Raw genomic sequence first — 25,315 nt, 5'->3', positions numbered from 1 at the left:
CGCAACCACGCGAGCCAAGAGCTACCAATCTCCGCCGAGTTGAAGATGCCATACCGGTTCGCCGCTCGAATCCGGTGGATGACTTTTCCTCAAGGTCGACGCGAGGCTGGAAAACGTAAACGCGAATTAAACTCCCCTCGCCCCCAGCCGTAACTGAGTCGACCTGGGTTGTGAATCGTTTTGATAGGAGAATCAGAATTCTAGGTTTCGCCGCGCGCTGAGTTTTGAACCTCGCGCGCCTCTGTGCACAACAACTAGGCGCAGTTGATAACAGAGCGGTTTTCAAGAGGTTTTGCACCGCTTGTCCCAGCTTTGTCATACGAACAGGCTAGCCGCGCAGGCGATCGACGCGTTTGCGATGAGGCGAGCAAATCCGCAGCCCTGTGTCGATCATGTTACACGCGCGCGACACGAGTTACCTCTTACAACCGCCTGCGCTTTGGTGCATGCTCGGAGGTGGCGCGGATGTATGCGGCCGCGCGACCGCAGAACCTTCAGCTGGCATGTTCGAGGCAATGCGCAGCCGCTGAAAGGGACGAGGCTCGAACTCGCAAATCGCGATGTCGATCCTGCTTCTGCGCGTCGCCGAGTTGAGTGGAGTTTCGCCATGCAGCAGTTCGGTGGATGGCTGTTGTTGCTCTCAGGCGTCGTAGCGTTGGGCGGTTATCTGACATTGCCGCCGGCATCGGACGAGGTTGCCGCTCCCGCCGAAGTCTCACACGTCTCGGTCGTGCCCTATCATGCTCGCCGCCCCGGCGAGGCCGTCACGCGCACCTTCTCTCCTGTCTCCGCGACCTATCGCGAAGCCGTGCTTGCGAATGGGCAGCCGCTCCCGGCGCGCCAGCCGCAAACCGCGACATGGGCCGCGACCGTAATTTCCGAACCATCGCCCAGCGCGGTGCTCAGATCGGCGAAACCGGCCGACGCACGCACACGCTACGAGCTTGCGCGCGATGTGCAGAAGGCGCTCAAACGCGCCGGATGCTATTGGGGCGAAATCAACGGCCTCTGGAATCCTTCGACCAAACGCGCGATGTCGGCCTTCATGGATCGCGCCAACGCGACGCTGCCGATCAAGTCGCCGGACTACATTCTCCTGAGCCTCGTCGAGAACCGCCGGGAGATTTCCTGCGCGTCCGGCTGCCCGACGGGTCAGGCGATGGATCATTCGGGACGCTGTGTGCCGAACGCGGTCATGACGCAAGCTTCGAAACGGTCGAAGCGGCTCGAGACGCGCTACGCATCCGAAACTCGCGCGCCTGCTGACTCCGGTCGGATCGCCGCGACCAAGGCCGAACAACTGCCCTGGCTCGATCGTAACGGCCGCTCGATCGTTGCAGACACGACCGCACGCGCCGCGCCGCCACCCGGCATGATGTCCGTCGGCGGCCCCAGCGCCGGGCTCCAGCCTGCTCCCGCGTTGCCCCTCGCACAAAAGGTCGTCATCGAACATGACGACGATCGCATGGTGGCCGAAACCGCGAACGGCGCCGATCCGACAGCGAACCCCGATAAGCTTGCAGCCCTCGCGTCCGATGACGCGACAGCGCCCGAGTACACGCCCGTCGCGAAGCCTGCGAAATCCCGCCGTGCGCGCCACACGCGCGAATGGCGAGACGACCGTCCTCGCCGCTCCGCTTACGGAGGCCGCTCGCGGCGTGGCGATCCAAGGCCCGGAACAATCCGCTATAATGTGGCGCAAGTGCTCGGCGGCATCTACTGACGGCGAGCGAGCAAGCAGCTGACGATCAGAGCTTCGTCCCTTCGCGAACCCAGTTGAGATATTCGGCGTTTCCGCCGGAAACGGGCAGCACCAGCACCGCCGGGGTTTCGTAGGGATGATGCGCAAGAATGTGAGCGACGGCGCGCTCCGCGCCTTCTGCTCCGAGCTTGGCGATCAGCACGGCCTCGTTCGACGTCTCCGTCACGCCCTTCCAGACATAGACCGATGTCATGCCTGGAAGCACATTGACGCAGCCCGCGATCCCCTGCTCCACCATGGCCCTCCCGGCCTCAAGGGCCGCGTCACGATCCGGGTACGTCGCATAAATCATGACCACGGCTCCCGCTGGCGCGGCAACACCTGCTCCTTTATCAGCCACTAGGGGCTTGTCGTTTCCCGGCACTTGAGCGAGCCTCCCTGCCGCCATAGGCCCGCATCAGCCGCAAAGCCATTCATGTCCAAAGAGAAAAACAAGTTTGAACGCATCGCCTTCGTCGCGAGTGACGTGCCAGAGGCGATCGAGGCCCGCGAAGCGCTGATCAAACGCTACGGCAAGACCGATCCGGCGAACGCCGATGTCATCGTCGCCTTGGGCGGCGACGGCCTGATGTTGCAGACGTTGCACCGGTTTATCAATGACAAGATCCCGACCTACGGGATGAATCGCGGTTCCGTCGGCTTCCTGATGAACGACTACAGCGAGGACGATCTCCGTGAACGTCTCGCCGCCGCCGAGATCAGCCGCATCCATCCGCTGTCGATGATCTCGACCGATAGCACCGGCAAGGCCCAAAAGAGCCTCGCGATCAACGAGGTCTCACTGTTCCGGCAACGCTATCAGGCCGCCAAGCTGAAAGTCGCCATCGACGGCAAGGTTCGCCTTGAAGAGCTGATCTGCGACGGCATTCTCGTCGCGACGCCTGCCGGATCGACAGCCTACAATCTTTCGGTGCACGGGCCGATATTGCCGATCAAGGCCGCGCTCCTCGCCGTGACGCCGATCAGTCCGTTCCGCCCCCGGCGCTGGCGTGGCGCGCTCGTCTCCAACAAGGCGCACATCACGATATCGGTGCTGGAAGCGCAGAAGCGTCCGGTCAGCGCCGCCGCCGACCATTTCGAAACCCGCGATGTCGTGAAGGTCGAGATCGAACAGGCGCGCGCCATCGAACTCTACATGATGTTCGACCGCAACCACGGCCTCGAAGAGCGCCTGCTGGCGGAGCAGTTTAGTTATTGATCGACACTGCGATCCAGCCGCAAAACTGGGACGTGAGCTAAGGCCCGCTACCGTAGATGGCCGCCTCCGCGGCCATGACGGGAAGTTGCGCTGCTATCCCGCTCGCTTTTTGCCATCGTCAAAAGTCAGATAATTCGTCATGGCCGCGCAGGCGGCCATCCACGACCGGCCTGTGCGGAACGATCACGACCCCAAAAACCGACTGGCCTCCTCGGCCGGACGGGAGAACCCGAGGGCGGAGAAGGCCATGATTTGGTGAGTACGCTCTCGGCATCTCTGCCGCTGGCGGAGCGGTGCTGATCCCGCCGCAACGGATGATGCCCGGAGCACGCATTTCGTTAGAATGCCGCCGATCCCGTTAACAACCGGTTAAGATTTCCAGATCGAGGGGCCAAAAGCCGACGCGACTATGCCGTCCACTCGGTGATGAGGTTTTCGATGACCGGCCGCTCGCGCTCTTCCGGCTTCTCCATCGGCTGCCCGATATAGAGGAACCCGGCGATCCGCTCCGACTCCTTGAGACCAAGCGCCTCGCGCACCGTTTTGCTGTAGGCGATCCATTCCGTCAGCCACGTCGTTCCAAAGCCCAGCGCGTTCGCGGCGAGACACGTGTTGTAGCAGACAGCCGCCGCGGAAAGGATCTGCTCCCATTCCGGCGCGCCGGGCCGCGGCTTCAGCGACGAGACGACCGCCACGACCAGAGGCGCACGCAGGAATCGCTCTCGCTCCATGTCGAGCCGGACATGCGAAGGCGGCTGGCTTTCTTCCGCTTGGCAGGCCTTGGCGAAAACTTCCCCAACACTTTTTCGCGCGTCGCCTTCGAAAACGATAAACCGCCACGGTGCCAGCTTTTTATGGTCCGGAACGCGCGCCCCGACCGTCAGAATCTGCCGCAATTGCTCAGGCGTCGGTCCGGGCGCTGCGAGACGATCCGGCTTCACTGAACGCCTTGCCGCAAGAAATTCAAAAATCGGGGTATTCATGTCTTATTCCGTCTCGTTCTGGTTGCCGTCTCGCTATCGCAGGCCGCCGCCTGTTACAATTGGAATCAGGACGAAATCGGCGTGAGGGGACGATGCGCCTAAGGATTCTGCAATTCGCCGCAGTGGTGACAGCCGCGAGCGCTGCCGCGCTCTCGGGCGCGCGCGCCGACGATGCACCGACGGCCATGCTGATCGTCGACGGATCGGGGTCGATGTGGGGCCGCCTTGCACCCGACAACAAGCCGAAGATCGACGTCGTGCGCGAGAAGCTCGCGACAATTCTGCAGACGCCGTCGTCGACGCGTGTCGGGCTCGTATCGTTCGGCCATCGCCGCCGCGGCGATTGCAACGACGTCGAACTGATCGCCTCGCCCGACAGCGAACGCGCCGCGCTTCTCGGCCCCCTCGCGAAATTGAATCCAAGAGGCCCCGGTCCTGTCACCGCAGCTTTGGAAATTGCAGCCGACGCGATCGGCACGTCGCGACCGGCGCAAATCATCATCGTGGGCGACGGCGCCGACAACTGTCAGCAGGATAGCTGCGCCGCCGCGAACGATTTCGCGAAGTCGGCGCCGGGCGTCGCCGTTCAGGTCATCGGCATAGGCGTGCCCGCGACGGAACGGCCGCGCATCGCCTGCGTCGCCCAGGCGACGGGCGGACGTTACTACGATGTCACCGACGCTGCTGGATTGAACGCGGCGCTCGATGAAGCGACGCAACTCGCGATCCTTGCTCCCGGCGCACCGGCCGTGGCCGCGAAACCCGACGAACCGGCTGCTCCGCCACCGCCCGCAGGCGCGACGCTGCGCGCGTCGGCAAACCTTGCCGAAGGCAGCCCGCTCCTCACCGTGCCGATGCGCTGGAGCATCTTCAAGGCCGGCGAAAAGGATATCGCCGGGCGCTCGACCGGTCCCGACATCAGCGCCAAGCTCGCGGCCGGCAGCTACGATATCGAGGTCGAGCTTGGCTCCGTCGTCGCTCGGCGGCAGATCACCGTCACGGACGGCGCCGCGGAAAGCATCATTATTCCGATCGACGCCGCGCACCTCAAGGTCAACGCCATCGCCGCCAAAGGCAGCCCGCCATCTGAGACTGCGACGATGACGGTTGCGGCGGGAGACAAACCCGTAGGGCTCGCGCGCAACGGCGTGATCGATCTTTATCTGCCGCCTGCGGACTACACCGTGACCATCGCCGATGGCGTCGCGCATGCGAGCCGCACGATGTCGCTCAACGCCGGCGACGTCAAAACCGAAAACGTGACGCTCGGCACCGGCCGCGTCGAACTCTCCGCCACGACGGGTACGAACGGCGTCGTCCCCGATGACCTCATCTACACGATTTACGAGGACGATCCCGAAAGCCCGACCGGGCGGCGCGAAGTTGGCCGCTCGCACGCCAGCGAAGCGAGTTTCGTTCTGCCGTCCGGAACGTATTACGCCAGCGCGCGATCCGGCGCCGCCGATGTGCGCCAGCGCATTGCGATCGGAGCCGGCGAGACCGTGAAGCAAACGCTGACGCTCGCACTCGCGCCGCTGAAGCTTTCGACGGTCGTCGCAGGCTCACCCGCGACGGCAGCGCAAGGCATCGTCTATCGCATCGACAAGGCAGATGGCGACAAGGCGCGCATCGCCCGCGCCGTCGGGCCGGACGCAGCCTTCTCCTTGCCACCCGGCCGCTATAAAGTGACCGCTACGCTCGCCGCTTATCCGCTGTCGACGGCGCAGGACTTCACGCTCGAAGCCGGCAAGCCCGTCGAAGCGACACTCAGGATCGAGGGCGGCATGGTCAGCTTCCGGCCACCCGCGGACATCGCGACCAGCGACGTCTACTGGGAAGTGATGGACTCGAGCGGCGCGCCGGTATGGCGTAAGACGGGCCGCGATGCGAAGACGCTGCTCGCACCCGGCCGCTACAAAGTTCGGGTTGAATCGCAAAGCACACGCCGTGAAACCGACTTCGACGTTCGGGCCGGCGAAACGAAAGAAGTTGAGATCGGCCGAGGATGATGCAGGCTTCGAAACAATCGAACCTCCGCAGTGACGGTGCCCGTAAAACGGCATCACGATCGAGCATGCTGATGCGTGCGGCAGCCCGAACGCGATTGGCAATCCTGGCGCTCGCCGCGACGGTCCTGCTCTCGGTTCCGCAGCCGGCGCTCGCACTCGATCCCATCCCCGACGGACCGCCGAGCGGTCCGCTCAATCTGCATATCCCGCCGCACAAATCGGCGCCGAAATCACCCAACACGACGGTCATCGAACGCGAAGGAAAAACCGGATTGCCGTCGCTCAGGCTCGTCGCGCTGCTCACCGGCGACGGACAGCAGATCGATGAAGGCCTCGTCTGGAGAATTTTTCAAAGTACCGGCCCGACCGGCAAAGCGAAGCTCGTGCTGGAATCGCATGAGGCGACGCCGCTCGTGAAGCTTCAACCCGGAGACTACACCGTCAATGCCGCCTTCGGCCGGGCGAACCTGACGCGCAAGATCGCCGTTAAAACCGGCGGCCCACCGTATGAAGCCTTCGTTCTGAACGCAGGCGGACTGCGCCTCGGCGCGACCGTCGCGGGCGCGCCTGCGGCTCCCGGAGCCGTGACGTATTCAATTTATGCCGACGATCACGACCAGTTCGACAGCCGCTCCGTCGTCATCAGCGGCGCCAAGCCCAATCTCATCATACGGCTCAATTCCGGCATCTACCGCATCGTATCGCAGTACGGCGACGCCAACGCGAAAATCGAAGCCGACGTGACCGTCGAAGCGGGCAAGCTGACCGAAGCGAGCGTCACGCACACCGGCGGCAAGGCGACATTCAAGCTCGTCACGCGTTCCGGCGGCGAAGCCGTGCCCGACACGCGCTGGACGATCCAGACCGACGACGGCGAAATGGTGAAAGAAAGCGTCGGCGCTCTGCCGACGCACGTGCTGGCGCCCGGCAAATACATCGTCACGGCGTCATCGGGCGGCCATCTCTACAAGAACCGTTTCGAGATCGCGGACGGTGAAGTGAAAAACGTCGAAGTGCTGATGGCGGCGTCGGCCCTTGGCGCCCGCTCGGCCGGTGCGACCGATATCGCTCCGACAACCGGCGACAGCCTCGACGGCATCGGCAAGCCGTCGTTCGATTTCAAAACTCCGTAAGCACCCAGTCTGTCGGGCAGCCGTTTTCGCGCATCAGCTTTTCGACGCGGGCATGCTCTTCCGAATGGCCGCTGGCGTGAAAAGCCTCGCGCGCCAGATGCCAGTGCTCGCAGGCGCTCGTCATGTCGCCGGTGCTGCGCGCGGCATCCGCCAGATGCATCCGTGCGATGGCATGCGTCGACTCAGGACCATGAAGCGCGGCATATCCCGCAGCAGCCGTCAGCGCCGTCATGCGTGCTTTCTCATCACCGAGCTTCTGATAGGCAAGCGCCTGAGCAAGGTAGAGATCTGCGACCGCCACGTTGTTGTTCCCCGCCTTCGCTGCCTCGATCCGAGTTGCAATCGCGCCTGCGTCGTCGACCGGCATCGCATAGGCGTGCGCGACCGTATCGCGACGCCCCTTAGCCCGTTTGATCGCTATGCGCCGCAATAACAGAAGCACCAGCGTCAGCAGGACGGCTAACGGAATCGCAAAAATCACTTCGCCCGGCAGCGTCTCGAATATCCTCTGGATGGTCACTACACTGCTCTTTCAACGTGAACCGGAATTCCCGTGACCAAGCCGTTCGCCTGTTAGCGCATCGGCACCGAATACATCAGCCCGCCCTTAGTCCAAAGGTTGTTCAACCCGCGATCGAGCTTCAGCGCCGATCCCTGCCCGAGCGTGCGATCGAAAATTTCAGCGTAATTGCCGACCTGCCGGACGACCTGATAGGCCCAATCGCGCGCCAGCCCGAGCGGCGCGCCGATGTCCGCCTCGAGACCCAGGAATCGGCGAACGTCGTGCGATGGCGAAACTTTCATCATCTCGACGTTGCTGCTGTTGATGCCGAGTTCCTCGGCGGCAACGAGCGCCATGTACGTCCAGCGCACGACCGCAAACCAGGAATCGCGTCCGACTTTCACGGCCGGTCCCAGCGGCTCCTTGCTGATATATTCCGGAAGCAGCATTTGATCGGCGCCGTTGGCCAGCCGGCTGCGCTCGTAAGCGAGCAATGAAAGATCGCCGGTAAGAACCGTGCATCCGCCGCTGGAGTACGTCTTGACCAGCTCATCCCAACGATCCGATGTGATCAGCTGGTAGCGCATTCTCCTGGCACCGAAATAATCCGCGACCGCGCTGGCATCCGTCGATCCCGGCAGTACGCAGATCGATGCTCCGGAAAGTTCGAGCACGCTCGAAATCGAGTGGTTGCGCGGCACGATGAAACCTTGCCCATCGTAGTAGAGGGCCGCCACGAAGCGCGCGCCGAGCTCGGTATCGCGCGTAAGCGTCCACGACGTCGCCCCCATCAGCACGTCGATTTCATTGTCCCGGAGCGCGTTGAATTTGTCGCTGGGCATCAAGCTCAGAAACTTGACGGAGTCCTTGTTGCCTAAAACTGCGGCAGCGAGCGCTGAACAGAATTCAACATCAAAACCTTTCCAGGTCCCACTGCCACTGATTTCGCTGAAACCGGGAGCGCGTTCGCTGACGCCGCAGACGACGTGCCCGCGCTTGCGAATGGTGTCGATGAGGCTGGCTTCGCTCCAGGCCGGGCCGCAAAATCCACCAACCATCGATCCGATGGCCAGGATCAGCGCCGCACACCTCATTGCAATTTTCATATGCACTTTCCAGCGAACCCTTTACCGGGCATTCGATTGCTTTGTTGCCCGGCGAGGAACACGATCGCCCGTCATGGTCCGTTAATCGTCTCGATCGCAGGGGCCACACACATCCCGCGCCAGAGCTTAGCGGTCAAGGCCTTGACCGCGCACGAAACTTGCGCCACGAGGTCCGATCCTACGGCCGGAGACGCGAAGAAATGACGGATAAAGACGATCATTCAAAGCCTGCGACGCGTCCGGAAACAAAGGTCGTTCACCTCGGTCGCGAACCCTTTGAACAGCATGGCTTCGTCAACCCGCCGGTTTATCGCGGTTCAACGGTTCTCTACAAAACGCTCGACGCCATCAACTCGCGAAAGCAGCCCTACACCTACGGCCGCCGTGCGACGCCGACGACGCGCGCGTTGGAAGACGCAATCACCGATCTCGAAGGCGGCGCGGCAACGATCCTGACGTCATCGGGACTCGGCGCGGTATCGACGGCTCTGCTCGCATTCGTGACTGCCGGCGATCATATCCTTATCACCGACAGCGCTTATCAGCCCGGACGCGCGTTCGCGGACCGCATGCTCAAGCGGCTCGGCGTCGAGACGACATATTATGATCCGCACCTCGGCGCGGACATCGTGAAACTCTTCCGCCCGAATACGCGTCTCGTGCTCGTCGAGAGTCCGGGATCGCAGACGTTCGAAATGCAGGACATTCCAGCCATCGCGAACGCGGCGCACGCACGCGACATCTGGGTGCTGGCCGACAACACCTGGGCGACGCCGCTCTTCTGCAAACCGCTGGCGCTCGGAGCCGATGTCTCGATCCAAGCGGCGACGAAGTACACCGTCGGTCATGCCGACGCGATGCTCGGAGCGGTAACCGGCAACGCCCGCGCGGCGCGCTTGCTCGATCACGCCAAGGAAGCTCTCGGAACCTGCCCGGGCTCGGAAGAAACCTACCTCGGCCTGCGCGGGCTTCGGACGCTCTCCGTCCGTCTCCAACAACACCAGAAATCGGCGCTCGCCGTTGCCGAATGGCTGGCCGCGCGCCCCGAGGTCGATCGTGTTCTCTATCCGGCTTTGCCGAGCGATCCCGGACATGCGCTCTGGAAGCGCGACTACACCGGCGCGAGCGGATTGTTCGGCGCCGTTCTGAAGCCCGTTTCCGAAACCGCGCTGGCGGCATTTCTCGATGGATTGAAACTGTTCGGAATGGGCTACTCGTGGGGCGGCTACGAAAGCCTCGTCATCCCGTTCGACCCGACGAGCTACCGCACGGCGACGAAGTGGATTGGACCCGGCCCTGCGCTGCGCTTCCACATCGGCCTCGAAGCCGTCGAAGATTTGCTGCGCGATCTCGACGCCGGGTTCGAGCGGCTCAAAACCGCGTAACCCGGGCTCTGATCAGAACCCGAGCTTCATACGGATGATGTCGCCGACGCTATCGTTGTAGCGTTTGTAACCCGCGCTCGAGAAACTGTTGGTGACGCCCATCGGCGCGCCAAAACTGTCGCCACCCTTTTTCACGCGACCTTCTCCACGCAGCCGCACCTGCTTCAACATCGACGTGTCGATCTCTGCGAGGTGATCCTTACCGACGTCGATCTGTTTCCATTTGCCCGCCAGCGCAAGCGTGATGCGCTTCTGGTGACCGTAGTAGTCCTTGAAATACTGCGGCTGGCCGTCGTCGCCGACCCACACCGTGAAGTATCCGACGTGCACCGGAATTGGCGTCTCGAGGGTCACGTTGTTGTCCTTCGGACCCTTGCGGACGAGGCGTTTGACGTCAAAGGCCGCCGCACCGCGATCGATATCCAACAGATCCTGAGCGAAGACCTGCGGGTTGCGCACGCGCACGCAGCCATGACTGTAGAGGCGCACGCGCTCATTGAAGAGATGCCGCGACGGCGTATCGTGCAGGTAGACCGCGTGCTTGTTCGGAAACAGAAACTTGACGAGACCGAGCGCGTTGTCGTCGCCCGAGGGCTGGAAGATCGTGTACTCGCGCAAGTTGGCCTTGGCCCAGTTGACACGCGTGCTGTCGATCGTGCGCCCGTTACGCATGACGACGTAGCCCTGCTGTTCGACTGAGCGTCCCGACAGCAGCGCGGTCAATTTGATCGAGTCCGGCAAATTCCATTCCGGCCGGAGCACGATCGTCTTCATGCTCTTCGAAAAGATCGGCGTCTGTTTGTCGGCCGTCCCGACCACGACACGATCTTCGAATACCGGTGCACCGTCTTTCGTCAGGCGGATGGAGAACGCAGGAATGTTGACGAAGACGTTCGTCGCGCCGAGCTCTTGTGGCATCCAGCGCCATTCTTCCATGTTGGCGATGACCGCCGCGATCCTGTCGGCATTGTTTTCGGGACCGCCGCCCGCAAGCGCGGCGCGCGTCGCCGGACCGACAAACCCATCCGCGCGCAAGCCTGCGGAAGCTTGGAACGTCTTCACAGCCGCGACGAGCGCGGCATCGAACACCGTTTCTTCGCCTTGAGCCGACGCAACACCGAAGCGCTTCTTCAGTGTCGCGACTTCAGGACTCTTCGACTTGGACTGCAACGACGATCCGCGGCGCGCGATCTGGAGATCCTGCGGTTCGCCGGACTGCTTGCTGCGCAAGTCGGAGAGCAAAGCCTTCAACTTCAGAAACTGGTCTGCCGACGGTTGCCATTCGCGTAGCGTAATGTCGGGCTCCTGCGATTGCGAAATCTTTGCCAGGATGTCCTGCGCGCTCGAAAGCGAGGGTTGCCGATCGATGTAGGACGACAGTTGCACTTCCGGGTTCGGAATGCGTCCGCCTTGCGCCTGATGCGCATAACGGAGAACCGACGCCGTGATCTCGAGCTCCGCGTCGGCGGTCTCGTCGCTCGTCCAACGCCCTTCTGCTTTCGGCCGGCTGAGAGCCGCGAAGGGGAAATTGGCCGACCTCAGTCCCCATTCGTCGGCGCGGCGCATTTCGGCGATGGCAAGGTCCGCAGCGCGCGTCGTTCCGGTCTCGTCGACCCACAAGGGACGGCAGTCCCGCGCCGCATAGAAGGCGGTAACGGCGGGACGATCCTCGCTATCGAAGCCGTCGAGAGCCCCCAACGCTGTCCTCGCGCAAATGGCGGACTGGGCCATGCTCCGATCGTCCGCGAAGCTCCGCGACGCGGTTACCGGAAGTGAGACGGACAATACTGAAAGGAGCCAAAACATGGCTTTGAAGGTCGGACGCACCACGAAACCCACTCTCTTCAATCACGATGAAAATTGGCTCGTTCAATATAGGGCGTTTTTGCGTCACGACCACAACCGCGCCGTAAAAACGGCGCCGCTGCTTAACCCTTTATGACCGTGTCATGAGAATCGGCGAGTTGGCGATCCCGGCAGGGGTCGAACCTGCAACCTTCGGAGTCGAATTCCGACGCTCTATCCATTGAACTACGGGACCGCAGCGCGACGCGAGTCGCTAGGCGATTTCTTATCGGCTGGGACCAGAGTTGTCGACACCCCACACGCGCCCAGATGTCAGTCAGGGATCGGCGCCTGGTTAATACGAAAAATTTTTAACTCCGATATCGGAACTTCGGCGCGCCGCACAGAGTTGGGAACATTTGGGGAGTTGGTGTGCAAACTTCTACTCAGGGAATGCGAACCTGATGACCTACGTTGATCGTCAAATCGGAAATGCAAGCACTGTGCATATCCGAAATCACCTCGACGCCATATTCAGCGGTGCAGCCGCTGTCCGGAAATTTCTGGGAGAAGCGCATTCCGCGTGCTCTTCCCTTCTCGCCTTCATTTCACATGCGCACGGTCCGACCCATTCGGCGTCGGCGCTCGTCTACGGCGGCGTCGCAGCTGCCGGCACTGTGCTCTACGAAGCATGGGATGACGCCGCCGAAGAAGGCCGCCCAACCCGCGGCTTGATGTGCGAGCGCGGATGTCTCCGCCGTTTGTCGAAAAGATTGCATGTCAAAGCGACCGACGAACTCCGTCTGCATCAGGATGTTCTCGATCGGCGCTTCCGTTATCGGGCGCGGACGCTGAGATCGCTGCGAAGTGCCAACCGTTGAATTTTCCACGGTGACGATAGTCCAATAGAATTTCGAGCGCCGGTCTGACAGGTCGGCGCTTTTTTTGCGTCCGACCTTACGCGCCATACCCGCCGATCACCGGCAGGATCTCGCCCGTGATGTAACTCGAACAACAGGGCGCGGCCATGAACACGAAGGCGGGCGCGATTTCCTCGGGCTGAGCCGCTCGATGCATGGCCGAGGTCGTGCCAAATTTCGCGACATCTTCCGCTGGCCGGTCCGCTGGATTGAGCGGCGTCCAGACAGGTCCCGGCGCCACGGCATTGACCCGGATACCTTTGTCGATGAGTTGCGACGACAGCGACCGCGTAAACGCATGGATGCCGCCCTTGGTCATCGAATAGTCGAGCAGTTCCTTGCTGCCTTCGATACCCGTGACAGAGCCGGTCATCACGATCGATCCGCCCGGCTTGATGTGCGGGATAGCGGCGCGCGCCATGTAGAAATAGCCGTAGAGATTGGTCTTCAGCGTGCGATCGAAATGCTCGTCGGTGAGATCCATGATGTCGGACGTGTGTTCCTGAAAAGCAGCGTTATTGACGAGCACATCGAGCTTGCCGAAGTCCGCGACGGTTTTCTCGACCGCCGCCTTGCAGAAATCCGAATTCGAAACGTCGCCCTGGATCAAGATGCAGCGCGCGCCTTCCTTCTCGACCGCAGCCTTCGTGACCGCCGCATCGTCCTTCTCTTCCAGGAAGCAGATGCCAACGTCGGCGCCTTCCCGCGCGAAAAGCACGGCAACGGCGCGTCCAATCCCGGAGTCGCCGCCCGTAATCAGCGCGACCATATTTTTGAGCTTCTGCGAACCCTTGTAACCCGGTGCTTCGAACATAGGCTTCGGCTCGAGCAGTTCCTCGCTTCCGGATTTCCTCTGATGCTGCGCGGGAAACTTCGAAGGATATTCCCTCACGCCTGCCTGCATCGGCGCTTTCGCGCTCTCCGATTTCGACGACGATGACTTCTCGTCGACGACATCCACACCGGCCTGCACGCGCCGCCCCTCTTCGGCAGTTTCTTTCGCTTGTTTTGGTTTTGAAGCCATCGAAGGAAGTCCTCTTGAACAAACATCAGCGTGCGCGCCGAGAGGCGCGTGAAAGCATACGGAAGTCATTGATGAACTGTCCGCGCGCTGCACAGTTCCTGCGCTTTTTGAGGAACCGCCGGATCAGCAAGACGTTGGATCGCACACCATAAAGGCTGCGCGATCGGACGAATGCGGTGTTCGGCCAGAGGCTCAGTCCTTCGCACAAGGAGGTTGATCTAATGAACTTCAAAGCTCTTTTGACAGCAGCTGCCATTCCGGCTTTCGCGACGGTCGCATACGCGCAAACAACGACACCCGCTCCTTCGACCGCGCCGTCTGCAACTACGACCACGACACCGTCGGTAAGAGCAACGGGCGATGCGATGGCTCCGCAATGGTATTCCACGCAGCAGGGCGAATGGCGCACGAGCAAGCTGATCGGTTCGAAGGTGCAGAATAAAGCCGGCGAATCCATCGGCGACATCAACGAGATTATTCTCGCGAGCGATGGCTCCGCCGCGGCTGCCGTGATTGGCGTCGGCGGATTCCTCGGTATGGGCGAGCATCAGGTCGCCGTGCAGTTCAAGTCGCTGAAGATCGGCCGCGACACCAACGGCAACAGCGTCATCACGCTCGACACGACCAAAGACGCTTTGAAGAGCGCGCCGTCGTGGAGCAAGACCAATACCTGATTGATGGCATCTCGAACGTCTGTGCGCGGATTTCGTATCCGCGCACAGACAGCAGTCTCAAACGAACATAGATGGAGACAGTAATGAACCCTGAAATGACAATGCTCGAGACCAGCAAGGTGCCGGGAACATCCGTTTATGGCGCTTCGCGCGAGTCGATCGGCGAAGTCGACGATTTGATCGTCGACACGGTATCGGGCAAAGTACGTTATGCCGTCTTGAGCTTCGGCGGCTTCCTCGGACTCGGCAAGAGCAGCTACGTTATTCCCTGGACGTCGCTGAAGTGGGATCAGGAACTCAACGGCTACGTGACAGGCGTCACCGAGGAGCAGTTGAAATCCTCGCCCGATCTCGATCCAACGTCTTTGCGCAGTCGCGATTTCGAGCAGCGGTTGCACACCAACTACGGCGCGCCAAGCTACTGGGACCTCGAAACGCGTACCAACTGACTGACTGACTGACTGACGAAAAATACACGTCGATCGGGCATTCGCGAGCTTCAGCTTGCGGATGTCCTTTCCTTTTGCGACGTCGTCAAACCTTCGTCGGAGCCGACCCGAAACCATCGTGAACGGAATTTTCCGGATCGAGCATCATCAAGGCTCGATTGACTTCATCGAGCAGGTTTGGCTCCTCGCCGCCCATATTTTCATCGGTGGCGCGTTGAAGCGCGCGCGCGTCCAGTTCCCAGCGCTTCAGGATTTCGATCTTCTGATCCCACGACAGCCCGGGACACGCGACCACTTCGAGCGGAAAATCGAATACCGAAACCGGACTCGTGATCGCATCGGCGAGTTCCTGCTTCGTCAGAGTGACCGACTCCGTCTTCATCGCAATGATCCTGGCGAATAAATTTCACTCTCGTAAAACGCGTGCGAATAAACCGCGGTTCCGGCCAGCACCTCCGCCGCTCCGTGCGCGAGAGCGTCGAAAGACCTCGCCACTTCTCTGGAACAAAGACTTGCAAGGCCGGGTTTTCCGACCTGGACAGCAAGAAAAGGAGAAGATGAATGAATGTTCTGAAAATTGCAGCTTTAGCAGCTTCGTTGTCGGCTCTTGGCTGCGCTGGCGCGATGGCTCAAAGCAACGATACCGTTCAGCGGCCGCCGTCGATGGCGCCATCGGAGACTCCGTCAACGACAGCGCCTTCCAGCGAAGGCGTGAGCTCGGGTGAATCTGGCGTGACGTCTCCGGCCGGCATTCCGGCTGATCCGAACACCAATCAGAATGTGCAGCCAGGTCCGTCGACCGGCACGCCATCGGATCCAGCCGCTGGCTCGAACCCTGGCGCGCGCGTTTCGACTTCGCCGCCAGGCACCGGAACGTCCAGTCCGTAATTCGCGGAACACACGCCGCAAAAAGAAAGGATCCGAGCGAGCGCTCGGATCCTTTTTATTTCAGCCTGCTACACGACACGCTTTTAGTACGTGCATTGCTCATAACGCCGCCACCAATACGGGCTTCCGGTCGTGATCGCTCGCCGATACAGCCAGCCGCAATCGCTACCGTAATAACCGTCGTTGTAATAACCGTAGTCGTAGAAGTAGGGCGCTCCGATGAAGATGCGCCGGCCGCGATGATGCCGCCAACGACCGTGATTGCGCCCGCCCCAATTCCCGTGGCGCGCGAAGTCCCGGCCGCGCATACCGCGACCGTCACCGAAGTTGCGGCCGGGCGTAAACGATCGCCGGTTGAAGTTGCCGCCACGGAAACCGCCCGAACGCGGACCGCTGAATGCACGATTTCCGCTGAAACCGCGATTGCCGCTAAACCCGCGGTTTCCGGCAAAGCCACCGCCGCCGAAGCTGCGACCACCGCCACCGAAACTGCGGCCACCACCACCGCCGCCGCCAAACCCGCCGACGCTCGGACCGCCGCCACCGCCACCCTGAGGCCTTGCCTCGGCGACAGCGCCGCCCAGCGCCAGGAGCAGAACCGCTCCCGAGGCTATTACGAATTTTCTGATCATTGCTTTAGGCTCCTAGCTGGATTTCCGTCGTGCACGTATTCAACAAACCGAAAATATCAACGCTCAGTTCCTGCATTGCTGCTTCGCCCGAATGAGCGACGGAATTGGAACAGCGCGGATTAAGGCGCGTTGTAGTCTGGCGCTTTCATAAATCGATAACTCCTATGGCAGCCCAGGACTTTGAGCAAAGCCCCGCCGTCGGCCCCAGTAAACCACGTCTCTTCAAAGTTTTAGGGCCCGGCCTCATCACGGGCGCCTCGGACGACGATCCGAGCGGCATCGCGACGTATTCGCAGGCTGGAGCACTGTTCGGCTTCGGGCTGTTATGGACGATGGTCCTTGCCTATCCGTTGATGGCAGCCGTGCAGGAAATCAGCGCCCGCATCGGCAGAACCACTGGCAAGGGCCTCGCGGCCAATATCATTCCCAATTATCCGCCAGTCGTCGTGTTCGGTCTCGTCGGCCTTTTGTTTATGGCTAACATCATCAACATCGGCGCCAATCTCGGAGCGATGGGTGACGCCGTTGCGTTGCTCGCAGGCGGCCCGCGACTGATCTACGTCATAGCATTTGGCGTTCTTTGCACTCTGATGGAAGTCTTCATGAAGTACACGCGCTACGTCGCCGTACTGAAATGGCTGACGCTCGCGCTCTTCTCCTACATCGCAACAATGTTCGCGATCGACATCCCGTGGACCGGCGTCATCTCCGGCCTGCTGGTGCCGAAGCTCTCGACCGACGGCAACTACTGGCAAACCGTCGTCGCAATCCTCGGCACGACGATCAGCCCCTATCTGTTTTTCTGGCAGGCCTCGCAGGAGGTCGAAGACATTCATGAAATCCCCAAACGCGAACCGCTTCTGACGAGCCCTCGCCAGGCTCCGTCCGCCGAACATCGCATAAGGATCGATACCCTCGTTGGCATGGCGTTCTCGAACATCGTCGCGATCGCGATCATCGTTACCGTCGGAGCGACGCTTCACCCGGCCGGCATCACGGACATCGAAAGCTCTGCACAGGCGGCATCGGCATTGAAGCCGATCGGCGGCGCGTTCGCGTTCGACCTGTTCGCGCTCGGCATCATCGGAACTGGGATGCTTTCAATTCCCGTTCTCGCAGGCTCCGCCGCTTATGCGTTCGGCGAAGCGCTCAAGTGGAAAGTCGGACTGTCGTTGAAACCGACGGAAGGCAAAGCGTTCTACGGTATGATCGCTCTTGCAACGCTCGTCGGCATTGCGATCAACTTTTCGGGATTGAACCCTATCAAAGCGCTATACTACAGCGCCGTGATCAATGGTCTCGCGGCCGTCCCCATCATCGCGATCATGATGCTGATGGCTGGAAATAAGAACGTCATGGGTCAATTTACGGTTCACGGCTGGCTGAGCTACCTCGGCTGGGCGACCGCCGCCGTAATGGCGCTCGCGAGCGTCGCTATGTTTGTTGGAATGCTCTAACAAGCGACGCCGATCTCAGCCTTTGTCGCCATCGCCATCATCCGAAGTCAGCAGCCCGTAATCCTGCGATCTCAAAGGCTTCACGGCTCCTTCCAGCTGCTTGATGCGAAGGCCGACATTCAACAACTGACGTATCGCAGCCGCGCGGCTCGGCATGCGCTGTTGAAACCGCCAATTGTCGATGGCCGCCAATTCCTCGTCGCTCAGCATGAGCTGGATGCGCGTTTCGCGAGACAATCCGCCCATAGCCTCTTCCCTTCCCGCGCCTGCGACTAGCGTTACTTACTCATTCGACATCAAAACGGCATTTGTTGTAGAATGTTCCCTCATTGCATTAACCTCGGATTTGGTATTTCGCGGATGGTTTCCCCTACTGAGATGCAGTATGCCGTCGAGCTGAAGGTAGAGTCAGTGAGCAACATGTCCTCAGGGTTTAATGTGTTCGGACCGGAAGAACTCGACCGCGCCGAAAGTATCCTCAGCGAAGTCTGGAACTCGGTTCCGGGCGACGTTCGCAAAGGCCCCGGGGCTGACATCTTGCGCGAACGCATGGCCCGCCACGTTCTCGCAGCTCTCGCAAACAGCGGCGCCGACCGCGATGAACTCAAAGCCTCGGTGATGAGAGCTGGTGAGTCCGACTGGGCTCGCGCGTAGCCGAAATCGGGCGGGAACTTTCTTCCTCATTTTGTCGTTCTTAAACCAGACGCATGTACCAACGTGTGTCAGGCGCCGAAAGGTGCTGGGCCGTCCGGGAGCCTCCATGACTCCCCGGCGGCTTTTTTCTTTATGTTTGCGGCATCCGCTGGCGGCAGGCGCAAGCCGCAGCTAAGCTCTCGAAACTTTTCGCGGAGACTGAGGGATGGCGTCGAAGCAGCTTTCCGAATATCGCGCCAAACGCGATTTCACCAAGACAGCCGAACCCAGCGGCGCGAAATCGGTCCGCCCCGCCAAGCATCTCCGCTTCGTCATCCAGAAGCACGACGCAACCCGCTTGCACTATGACCTGCGGCTTGAACTCGATGGCGTGTTCAAATCCTGGGCCGTGACCAAGGGGCCGTCACTCGATCCGAAAGTCAAACGCCTCGCCGTCGAGGTCGAGGATCATCCTCTCGATTACGGGGACTTCGAGGGGACGATCCCAAAAGGACAATACGGCGGCGGTACCGTCATGCTCTGGGATCGCGGCTTCTGGGCGCCGCTTGGCGACGAAACACCCGAGCAGCAATTGCGCAAGGGCGATCTGAAATTCGTGCTCGTCGGCGATAAGCTCGAAGGAAGCTGGGTTCTGGTCCGCATCAAGAACGACCGCGCCGGCAACAAGCGAACGAACTGGCTCCTGATCAAGCATCGAGATCAAATCGCGAAGCCCGGCGACGATGACAGCATTCTGGAAAAGGATCGCTCCGTTGCGTCCGGCCGGTCGATGACCGATATCGCTGCCGGGCGCGGCAAAGGCCCCGAGCCCTTCATCTCGAAACGCCGTCACGCCGCCAAGCCGGACGCCATTTGGAATTCGAACCGCGCCGACGGCCAAGCGAAGGAAGACGAGAAAAAACCGGTGCCGTTGCGCCGCGTTCTGGTCAAAAAAACAACGAAGGCCGACAATCGCCCGGCAAGCCAGCGCTCGGCAAAGAGTAATGACGGCGGCCCGAACACCGTCTGCGGAATCACGATCTCGAACCCCGATAAAAAGTTGTGGCCAGCGAATACCGGCGCCGCGGTTTCGAAGCTCGACCTCGCGCATTATCTCGAGGCGGTCGGACCTTGGATGCTCGAACACATCAAGGGCAGGCCGTGCTCCGTCATCCGCGCGCCCGACGGCATCGACGGGGAAACGTTCTTTCAGCGCCATGCGATGCGCGGCATGTCCTCCGAGATCGACCTCGTCCGCATTTCCGGCGATCGCGAACCCTATATCGAAGTCAACAGCGTCGAAGCGCTCGTGGCGCTCGGGCAGATTGCAGCGCTCGAATTCCATCCTTGGAATTGCGAACCACTCGAACCGGATGTGCCGGGCCGCCTGGTGTTCGATCTCGACCCGGCGCCGGACGTTCCTTTTGATCGTGTCGTCGATGCCGCCAACGAATTGCGCGAGCGCTTGCAGGCGATCGGCCTTGTGCCCTTTTGCAAGACGACCGGCGGCAAGGGTCTGCATGTCGTGACGCCGTTGAAGCCGCGCCGCGGTGACGGCATCGGCTGGAACGAAGCGAAGACGTTCGCCGGCGCGCTCTGCCAGCAGATGGCGGCCGACGATCCGAAGTCGTATCTGATCAAGATGACGAAGAAGCTGCGCACAGGCCGGATCTTCCTCGACTACTTGCGCAACGATCGGATGGCGACGGCGGTCGCGCCGTTGTCGCCGCGTGCGCGGCCGGGTGCGACTGTCTCCATGCCGCTCACCTGGAGCCAGGTTCGCAAAGGCTTAGATCCAGCGCGCTTCACCGTGCACACGGTTCCTGATCTGCTCGCCAAATCCAAAGCATGGAACGACTATTGCGACTCTTGCCGTCCGCTCGGAGCTGCGATCAAATCGCTGCTCGGCAAGTGAGCCGTCTGGTGGCGCGCGACAGGACGACCATCGGAGCACGAACGCGGGCTGCAACGACGAAACCGACCGCAGCGTCTCGCAACGGTACGCGAACGCCCAAAATGCCCGTCGCTGCCGTCAAAAGCACGCTTCCCGACTTCGTCGATCCCTGTCTTGCGACGCTCGTCGCGGCGCCGCCCGAAGGCGACGATTGGGTGCACGAGATCAAATTCGACGGCTATCGCATTCAGGCCCGCATCGACGGCGGCGACGTTCGGCTCATCACGCGCAGCGGACTGGATTGGACCGACCGTTTCGGTGCGCTTCCCGAATGGTTGCTCAAAGTCCATCGCGGCAAGGCGCTGATCGACGGCGAACTCGTCGTCGAAGACAGCTCCGGACATTCGAACTTCTCAGAACTCGCCTCAGCGCTGAAGAGCGGAGATTCGGGACGCTTCGCTTTTCAGTGTTTCGATCTTCTGCATCTCGACGGCTTCAATCTGATGCCCACTCCTCTGATCGAACGGAAAGATCTGCTTCGGCAAATGCTGATGCGCCGCCAAGTACCTGGCATTCGCTATAGCGAACATCTGACCGGCGACGCCGCGCGCATGCTGAGCGAAGCATGCCGTCTCGGCCTCGAAGGACTCGTCTCCAAACGCGCCAGCAGACCGTATCGCTCAGGCCGTCACGACGACTGGCTGAAGAGCAAGTGCATCGAAGTCGATGAATTCGTCGTCATCGGATACGTCGTCTCGAATGTCTCGGCGAATGCCGTCGGCGCACTGGTCGTCGGCTATTTCGACCGCAAGCGCCTGGTGTACGCCGGACGCGTCGGAACCGGCTTTTCCCAAAAGTCAGCCGCCGATCTGATGAAGGAACTGAAGCCGCTCGCAATTGCCACGCCGTCCTTTGCTTCCAGTTTGACCGGGCTTCAGCGGAAGGGCGTCGTCTGGGTCCAGCCCGTGCTCGTCGCGCAAATCGAATATCGCGCCTGGACCGGCGACAACCTGCTGCGCCACGCGGCTTTCAAAGGCTTGCGCGAGGACAAGCCCGCCGTCGATGTCCGCCGCCCTGTCGTCAAGTCTCCGAAAATCTGATCCGCCGCGCCTGCCTGATCATCCGCGCGCGCGAGTTTTGGATTTCGGTTTCGGCTTGCTGCGCTTTGCCGGCTCGCGTTTCTGCTGCGAAGCCGCTGTTTTAGCCGAAGGTCGCCCGCTCTTCGCCGGAGCCTTACCGGTCGAGCGGCGCAGCGCATCCATGAAGTCGATGACCGTGCCGCCGACCGGGCGCTCGTCTCCGCCGCCGACTTCCGTCGACTCTCCGCCCTCGACCTTCTCCTTGACGAGATTGCGAAGCGCCTCGGCATAATGGTTCTTGAAATCGCCGGGTTCGAATTTGCGCGTGCGTTCCTTAATGAGTTGCTTCGCCATTTCGATCAGCTCCGGCCGAAGCTTGCCGTTGCTGATTTCGGAAAAGACGTCGTCGGCATCGCGCACTTCGTTGGCGTACCGCAGCGTCTCGATCATCAAACCATCGCCGCTCGGCTTCATCGCGATCAGATTCTCGCGTCCGCGCATCGTCAGCTGTCCGACGCCGAATTTCTTCGACTCCTTCAGCGCATCGCGGATGATGCGATAGCCTTCCTCCGCGACGTCGCCGTCAGGAAGCACGTAATACGGATTATCGAAGTACAGCGGATCGATGGAGCACGCATCGACGAATTCCGTCAGCTCGATCGTGTGCCGCGTCGAGAGCTTGAGCTTGTCGAGCTCGTCCGGCTCGAACAGCACATAACTGCCGTCATCGAGCTCATAGCCTTGCACGATGTCGGATTGCGGCACGACCTTGCCGGTCTCTCCCGCCACCTTCTGATAGCGGATACGCTGTTTCGATTTACGATCGACCTGGTGCAGCGCGATCTTGTCCTCGGAAGAGGTCGCGCTGACGAGCCGGATCGGAATGGTGACAAGAGCCAGGCGGAGATGCCCCTTCCAGAACGACCGCGCGGTGGCCATGATTTACTCCCTGGGACGCAATACAATGGGAGGATTATAGCGCAGAAACGCGCGAAATCCCCCGTTTACGCCGAAGAACGCCGCGATGCGGGCAACAGTTCCGCTTAACGCTGTTCCGGTTGGTTATTTCGGCTCCGTGATCGCCACCCAGTGATAGCGGTTGGTCAGCGTACGCCGATGCTCCTCGGCCTCTTGCCTCGTTGCAAACGTCATCGCGTCATCCACGTCCGGGACGCCGCTGTTGCCCTTGCCCAGATAGATTTCCGTGCCGCCGGAATAAATGACATCGGGCTTACGTTCGACGAGCATCCACTTCATCGCCAGGCTCTATGATCGCTTCCGGCCCCCGCGCGACCATCGGCCGGGCCCGAACGGAAGTTGTAGCCGAACGGGCAGCCGGAGAAATTGACAATTCTGGCGTACTCCAGCTTTTTTTCACCTCCAGCCACGCCCGATGCCTGCCTCGACTGACGATGCCGGTGTCAGCCGACGGCACGAGCCGCGGGCCGGCGTTCGGACAGGTCGCCGGCGTCGAAGTTGACAAGATCTTCCGCCCCGCGCGGCGGCGAGAAATAGTAGCCTTGGAAGCTGCCGCAACCCATGCTCTGCAACAGCACGAACTGCTCGTACTTTTCGACACCTTCGGCGGTGACGCGCAGTCCGAGGCTCTGTCCGAGCTGAACGATGGCCTTCACGATCGACAAACTTTCGTGGTTCTCGTGCATGTCCTGAACGAACGAGCGATCGATTTTCAAGCGGTCGATCGGGAACGCCTTGAGATGCGTCAGCGACGCGTAGCCGGTCCCGAAATCGTCGAGCGCGACTTCGACGCCCAGCGCGTTGATGCGATGCATCGCATCCGCGATGTTCGTGACGCCGCCGCCGAGGAAGACCCGTTCGGTAACCTCGATGCAGAGCTTGCTCGCCGGCACATGATAACGCGCCAGCGTCGCCTGAAGCCGCGTCGCAAGACAGCCGATCGTGAAATCCGCCGACAGGACGTTGACGGCGATGCGCCCGAACTCCTTGCCTTGCGCCATCCATGTCGCCGCTTGCCGTATCGCCATCTCGATGACGTAGCTGCCGACGGAGGAAGCCAATCGCGGGTCGTCGAGCACTTCCTCGAAAAGCCCTGGCGTCAACAGGCCTTCCACCGGATGCTTCCAGCGCAGCAGGGCTTCGAACGATACCGGACGCTTGGGATCGGCAGCGATGATCGGCTGGAAGTGCAGGATGAACTGACCGGATTCGAGGCCGTGACGCGCTTCCTGTTGCAATTCCACGCGTCTGCGCAACGCGCGCCGCATGTCGGGAACGAAATGGACGACGCGATCGCGCCCATCGGATTTGGCGCGATACAGCGCAAGATCGGCGCTTTTCAGAAGCTCGCCTGCCGTCGTTGCGTCTTGCGGAAACTTGGTGACGCCGACGCTGATCGTGCAGATTCGGCGCGTGCCGCCGATCGCGAGCGGTTTTTCCAATGCTTCATGAATGACGTCGAAGGCTGCAGCGATTTCCTTGTCCTGCCCTCGTATCAGGACGGCAAACTCATCGCCGCCCAAGCGCGCGATCTTTCCGATCCCGCCCAACGCGTCCTTCATCCGCGCCGCCAATTGCTTCAGCATCTGATCGCCGACGTCGTGGCCGAGCGTGTCGTTCACCTCTTTCAGCCGATCGATATCGAGAAGCGCGACAGCAAACGACGCGCTGGTCAATTGCGCGAACTGTATTTCGTTGAACAGCAGTTCGTTGAACGACAGCCGGTTCGGCAGCGACGTCAGGACGTCGAGGTTCGCGAGCCGCCACAGCTCATCGCGGATCTTGTTCCGCTCCGAAACCTCCTCCGTCATCATCATCATGCCGCCGATGCTCTGATCGGGCAGATACCAGGGACGGACTTCCCAGCGAATGATGTTTTCGTGGCCGTCGGCCCTGATGAATTTCTCTTCCTCGCAGCGCTCCATTGCGCCTGCGAGGATGCGCTGATGCTTGCGCTTCCAATGCTCCGGAATTTCAGGGAACACGTCGTAGTGACAGCGTCCGGTGAGATCGGCGGTTCCAAGACTATAATCCGCGAGCCAGCGATCCGTGTAGGCGACGTAGCGCATGTCGCTGTCGAACATCGCAACCGCCGCTGGCGCATGCTTGACGAAGGCCTGCAGCCGGGAGTTTGCCTCCTTGAGCGCTTGCTGCGCGCGGCGCTTGTCGCTGACGTCGACACCTACTGTCGTCAACGATTGCAGGACGCCTTCTGCATCGCGCACTGGCACGACGATCGCGCTCATCCACACCAGCGATCCGTCCTTGGCCTGATCGCAGAACTCGCCGCTCCAGGACTTTCCCGCGCGGACCAGTGGCCACATCTCTGAGAGCGAGGCATTTTCGTCGTCGATCTGATGCCGTGGCAGCTTGCGCAGCTCTTCGAGCGTGTAGCCGATGCGCTCGAGATACCTCTCGTTCGCGTCAACGAGCTGGCCGGCCACGTTCCACTTCAGCACGTAAAAGAATTCTTCGATGGACGCGTCGTGGGGCTCCAAATGCCCGACGCGGAGCTGCCGGTTCGACGTAAAAACCGCGGCGCCCGCAATCGTGATCGCAAATGAGGAAAGAACTGCAGCCGTTGCAGCGGCCCAAATGGAGACGTCCGTTAACACGTAGACCAGCACGCCTTGCGCGACGCCGAATCCAGCAACCGCCCAAATGCGTGGGCTCATTACATATTTAGCGATATTCCAACTCGTCATGCTTATGCACGCTTCTTAATTCAATTTCGGAACCTCCACAGCGTAAGTCAAAATGCTAAACGGACGGCGAACAGACGCATCATTTCGCGCTTGCGAAGCGCTATTGCGTCGCACGATCA

The 25,315-nt window shown here is 61.1% G+C and carries 25 protein-coding genes and 1 tRNA gene; 13 read left to right on the top strand and 13 right to left on the bottom strand.

The window, feature by feature from the left end:
* Positions 1-607 precede the first annotated feature (607 nt).
* On the top strand, positions 608-1,723 hold the full coding sequence (locus HDEN_RS05400) for a hypothetical protein (RefSeq protein ID WP_013215119.1): 1,116 nt from the start codon (positions 608-610) through the stop codon (positions 1,721-1,723).
* Between the two features lie 25 nt (positions 1,724-1,748).
* Here HDEN_RS05400 and cutA read toward each other — a convergent pair whose 3' ends face one another.
* Entirely contained in the window at positions 1,749-2,054 is a 306-nt protein-coding gene (gene cutA / locus HDEN_RS05395; RefSeq protein WP_013215118.1) for a divalent-cation tolerance protein CutA, read from the bottom strand.
* Between the two features lie 123 nt (positions 2,055-2,177).
* Between cutA and HDEN_RS05390 the strand changes: the two genes are divergently transcribed.
* On the top strand, positions 2,178-2,960 hold the full coding sequence (locus HDEN_RS05390; RefSeq protein ID WP_013215117.1) for an NAD kinase: 783 nt from the start codon (positions 2,178-2,180) through the stop codon (positions 2,958-2,960).
* 407 nt (positions 2,961-3,367) lie between these two features.
* On the opposite strand, the gene HDEN_RS05385 is transcribed toward HDEN_RS05390, so the two are convergent.
* The gene (locus HDEN_RS05385; RefSeq protein WP_013215116.1) at positions 3,368-3,943 is read right to left on the bottom strand and encodes a nitroreductase family protein; all 576 of its coding nucleotides are present in this window, start codon (positions 3,941-3,943) and stop codon (positions 3,368-3,370) included.
* 92 nt (positions 3,944-4,035) lie between these two features.
* Between HDEN_RS05385 and HDEN_RS05380 the strand changes: the two genes are divergently transcribed.
* Entirely contained in the window at positions 4,036-5,952 is a 1,917-nt protein-coding gene (locus tag HDEN_RS05380; protein ID WP_013215115.1) for a vWA domain-containing protein, read from the top strand.
* 71 nt (positions 5,953-6,023) lie between these two features.
* Entirely contained in the window at positions 6,024-7,085 is a 1,062-nt protein-coding gene (locus HDEN_RS05375) for a hypothetical protein (RefSeq protein ID WP_013215114.1), read from the top strand.
* On the opposite strand, the gene HDEN_RS05370 is transcribed toward HDEN_RS05375, so the two are convergent.
* Both HDEN_RS05370 and HDEN_RS05365 read right to left on the bottom strand, forming a co-directional pair.
* Positions 7,072-7,605 (bottom strand): hypothetical protein, encoded by a 534-nt coding sequence (locus HDEN_RS05370; protein ID WP_013215113.1) that lies wholly within the window; start codon positions 7,603-7,605, stop codon positions 7,072-7,074. The genes HDEN_RS05375 and HDEN_RS05370 overlap by 14 nt on opposite strands.
* Before the next feature lie 53 nt (positions 7,606-7,658).
* On the bottom strand, positions 7,659-8,693 hold the full coding sequence (locus tag HDEN_RS05365) for an amino acid ABC transporter substrate-binding protein (protein ID WP_013215112.1): 1,035 nt from the start codon (positions 8,691-8,693) through the stop codon (positions 7,659-7,661).
* Positions 8,694-8,893: 200 nt separating this feature from the next.
* Here HDEN_RS05365 and metC point away from each other — a divergent pair, with 200 nt between their 5' ends.
* Positions 8,894-10,078, top strand: coding sequence for a cystathionine beta-lyase (metC, locus tag HDEN_RS05360; RefSeq protein ID WP_013215111.1), 1,185 nt, complete (start codon positions 8,894-8,896; stop codon positions 10,076-10,078).
* A 12-nt stretch (positions 10,079-10,090) separates the two neighbouring features.
* Here the strand turns inward: metC and HDEN_RS05355 are convergent, their stop codons facing one another.
* Entirely contained in the window at positions 10,091-11,776 is a 1,686-nt protein-coding gene (locus HDEN_RS05355; RefSeq protein WP_245256736.1) for a L,D-transpeptidase family protein, read from the bottom strand.
* 267 nt (positions 11,777-12,043) lie between these two features.
* Positions 12,044-12,119 (bottom strand) — tRNA-Arg (locus HDEN_RS05350).
* Between the two features lie 208 nt (positions 12,120-12,327).
* Here HDEN_RS05350 and HDEN_RS05345 point away from each other — a divergent pair.
* Complete coding sequence (locus HDEN_RS05345; RefSeq protein ID WP_041921560.1) at positions 12,328-12,744, top strand: hypothetical protein; 417 nt, start codon at positions 12,328-12,330, stop codon at positions 12,742-12,744.
* 76 nt (positions 12,745-12,820) lie between these two features.
* Here the strand turns inward: HDEN_RS05345 and HDEN_RS05340 are convergent, their stop codons facing one another.
* Positions 12,821-13,807: an SDR family oxidoreductase gene (locus HDEN_RS05340; protein WP_013215108.1), complete on the bottom strand. Its 987-nt coding sequence runs from the start codon at positions 13,805-13,807 to the stop codon at positions 12,821-12,823.
* Positions 13,808-14,028: 221 nt separating this feature from the next.
* Between HDEN_RS05340 and HDEN_RS05335 the strand changes: the two genes are divergently transcribed.
* Positions 14,029-14,481 (top strand): PRC-barrel domain-containing protein, encoded by a 453-nt coding sequence (locus HDEN_RS05335; protein WP_013215107.1) that lies wholly within the window; start codon positions 14,029-14,031, stop codon positions 14,479-14,481.
* Positions 14,482-14,564: 83 nt separating this feature from the next.
* The gene (locus HDEN_RS05330) at positions 14,565-14,930 is read left to right on the top strand and encodes a PRC-barrel domain-containing protein (protein WP_013215106.1); all 366 of its coding nucleotides are present in this window, start codon (positions 14,565-14,567) and stop codon (positions 14,928-14,930) included.
* Between the two features lie 85 nt (positions 14,931-15,015).
* Here the strand turns inward: HDEN_RS05330 and HDEN_RS05325 are convergent, their stop codons facing one another.
* Positions 15,016-15,312 carry a hypothetical protein gene (locus tag HDEN_RS05325; protein WP_013215105.1) on the bottom strand — a complete coding sequence of 99 codons (297 nt, stop codon included), beginning with the start codon at positions 15,310-15,312 and terminating at the stop codon, positions 15,016-15,018.
* Between the two features lie 179 nt (positions 15,313-15,491).
* Here HDEN_RS05325 and HDEN_RS05320 point away from each other — a divergent pair, with 179 nt between their 5' ends.
* Positions 15,492-15,818: a hypothetical protein gene (locus tag HDEN_RS05320; protein WP_013215104.1), complete on the top strand. Its 327-nt coding sequence runs from the start codon at positions 15,492-15,494 to the stop codon at positions 15,816-15,818.
* A gap of 83 nt (positions 15,819-15,901) precedes the next feature.
* On the opposite strand, the gene HDEN_RS05315 is transcribed toward HDEN_RS05320, so the two are convergent.
* A complete protein-coding gene (locus HDEN_RS05315) occupies positions 15,902-16,450 on the bottom strand; it encodes a hypothetical protein (RefSeq protein ID WP_013215103.1) in 549 nt (182 codons plus the stop codon).
* Positions 16,451-16,614: 164 nt separating this feature from the next.
* Between HDEN_RS05315 and HDEN_RS05310 the strand changes: the two genes are divergently transcribed.
* Positions 16,615-17,907, top strand: a complete 1,293-nt coding sequence (locus HDEN_RS05310; protein WP_013215102.1) for an NRAMP family divalent metal transporter — start codon at positions 16,615-16,617, stop codon at positions 17,905-17,907.
* Between the two features lie 15 nt (positions 17,908-17,922).
* Here the strand turns inward: HDEN_RS05310 and HDEN_RS05305 are convergent, their stop codons facing one another.
* A complete protein-coding gene (locus HDEN_RS05305) occupies positions 17,923-18,153 on the bottom strand; it encodes a hypothetical protein (protein WP_013215101.1) in 231 nt (76 codons plus the stop codon).
* 174 nt (positions 18,154-18,327) lie between these two features.
* Between HDEN_RS05305 and HDEN_RS05300 the strand changes: the two genes are divergently transcribed.
* From HDEN_RS05300 to ligD (HDEN_RS05290), 3 genes are all read left to right on the top strand, one after another.
* The gene (locus tag HDEN_RS05300) at positions 18,328-18,561 is read left to right on the top strand and encodes a hypothetical protein (protein WP_150103197.1); all 234 of its coding nucleotides are present in this window, start codon (positions 18,328-18,330) and stop codon (positions 18,559-18,561) included.
* Between the two features lie 205 nt (positions 18,562-18,766).
* On the top strand, positions 18,767-20,455 hold the full coding sequence (gene ligD / locus HDEN_RS05295; protein ID WP_013215099.1) for a non-homologous end-joining DNA ligase: 1,689 nt from the start codon (positions 18,767-18,769) through the stop codon (positions 20,453-20,455).
* 101 nt (positions 20,456-20,556) lie between these two features.
* Positions 20,557-21,534: a non-homologous end-joining DNA ligase gene (gene ligD, locus HDEN_RS05290; RefSeq protein ID WP_150103196.1), complete on the top strand. Its 978-nt coding sequence runs from the start codon at positions 20,557-20,559 to the stop codon at positions 21,532-21,534.
* Between the two features lie 18 nt (positions 21,535-21,552).
* Here ligD (HDEN_RS05290) and ku read toward each other — a convergent pair whose 3' ends face one another.
* From ku to HDEN_RS05275, 3 genes are all read right to left on the bottom strand, one after another.
* Positions 21,553-22,452, bottom strand: coding sequence for a non-homologous end joining protein Ku (ku, locus tag HDEN_RS05285; protein ID WP_013215097.1), 900 nt, complete (start codon positions 22,450-22,452; stop codon positions 21,553-21,555).
* 123 nt (positions 22,453-22,575) lie between these two features.
* Complete coding sequence (locus HDEN_RS05280; RefSeq protein ID WP_150103195.1) at positions 22,576-22,761, bottom strand: hypothetical protein; 186 nt, start codon at positions 22,759-22,761, stop codon at positions 22,576-22,578.
* 173 nt (positions 22,762-22,934) lie between these two features.
* Positions 22,935-25,166 carry a putative bifunctional diguanylate cyclase/phosphodiesterase gene (locus tag HDEN_RS05275; RefSeq protein ID WP_245256735.1) on the bottom strand — a complete coding sequence of 744 codons (2,232 nt, stop codon included), beginning with the start codon at positions 25,164-25,166 and terminating at the stop codon, positions 22,935-22,937.
* Between the last annotated feature and the right edge of the window lie 149 nt (positions 25,167-25,315).

It is taken from the genome of Hyphomicrobium denitrificans ATCC 51888, from assembly GCF_000143145.1.
Taxonomy (GTDB): domain Bacteria; phylum Pseudomonadota; class Alphaproteobacteria; order Rhizobiales; family Hyphomicrobiaceae; genus Hyphomicrobium_B; species Hyphomicrobium_B denitrificans.
Note: the sequence above shows the minus strand (reverse complement) of the source record. Positions and strands in the feature narration are given on the sequence as shown.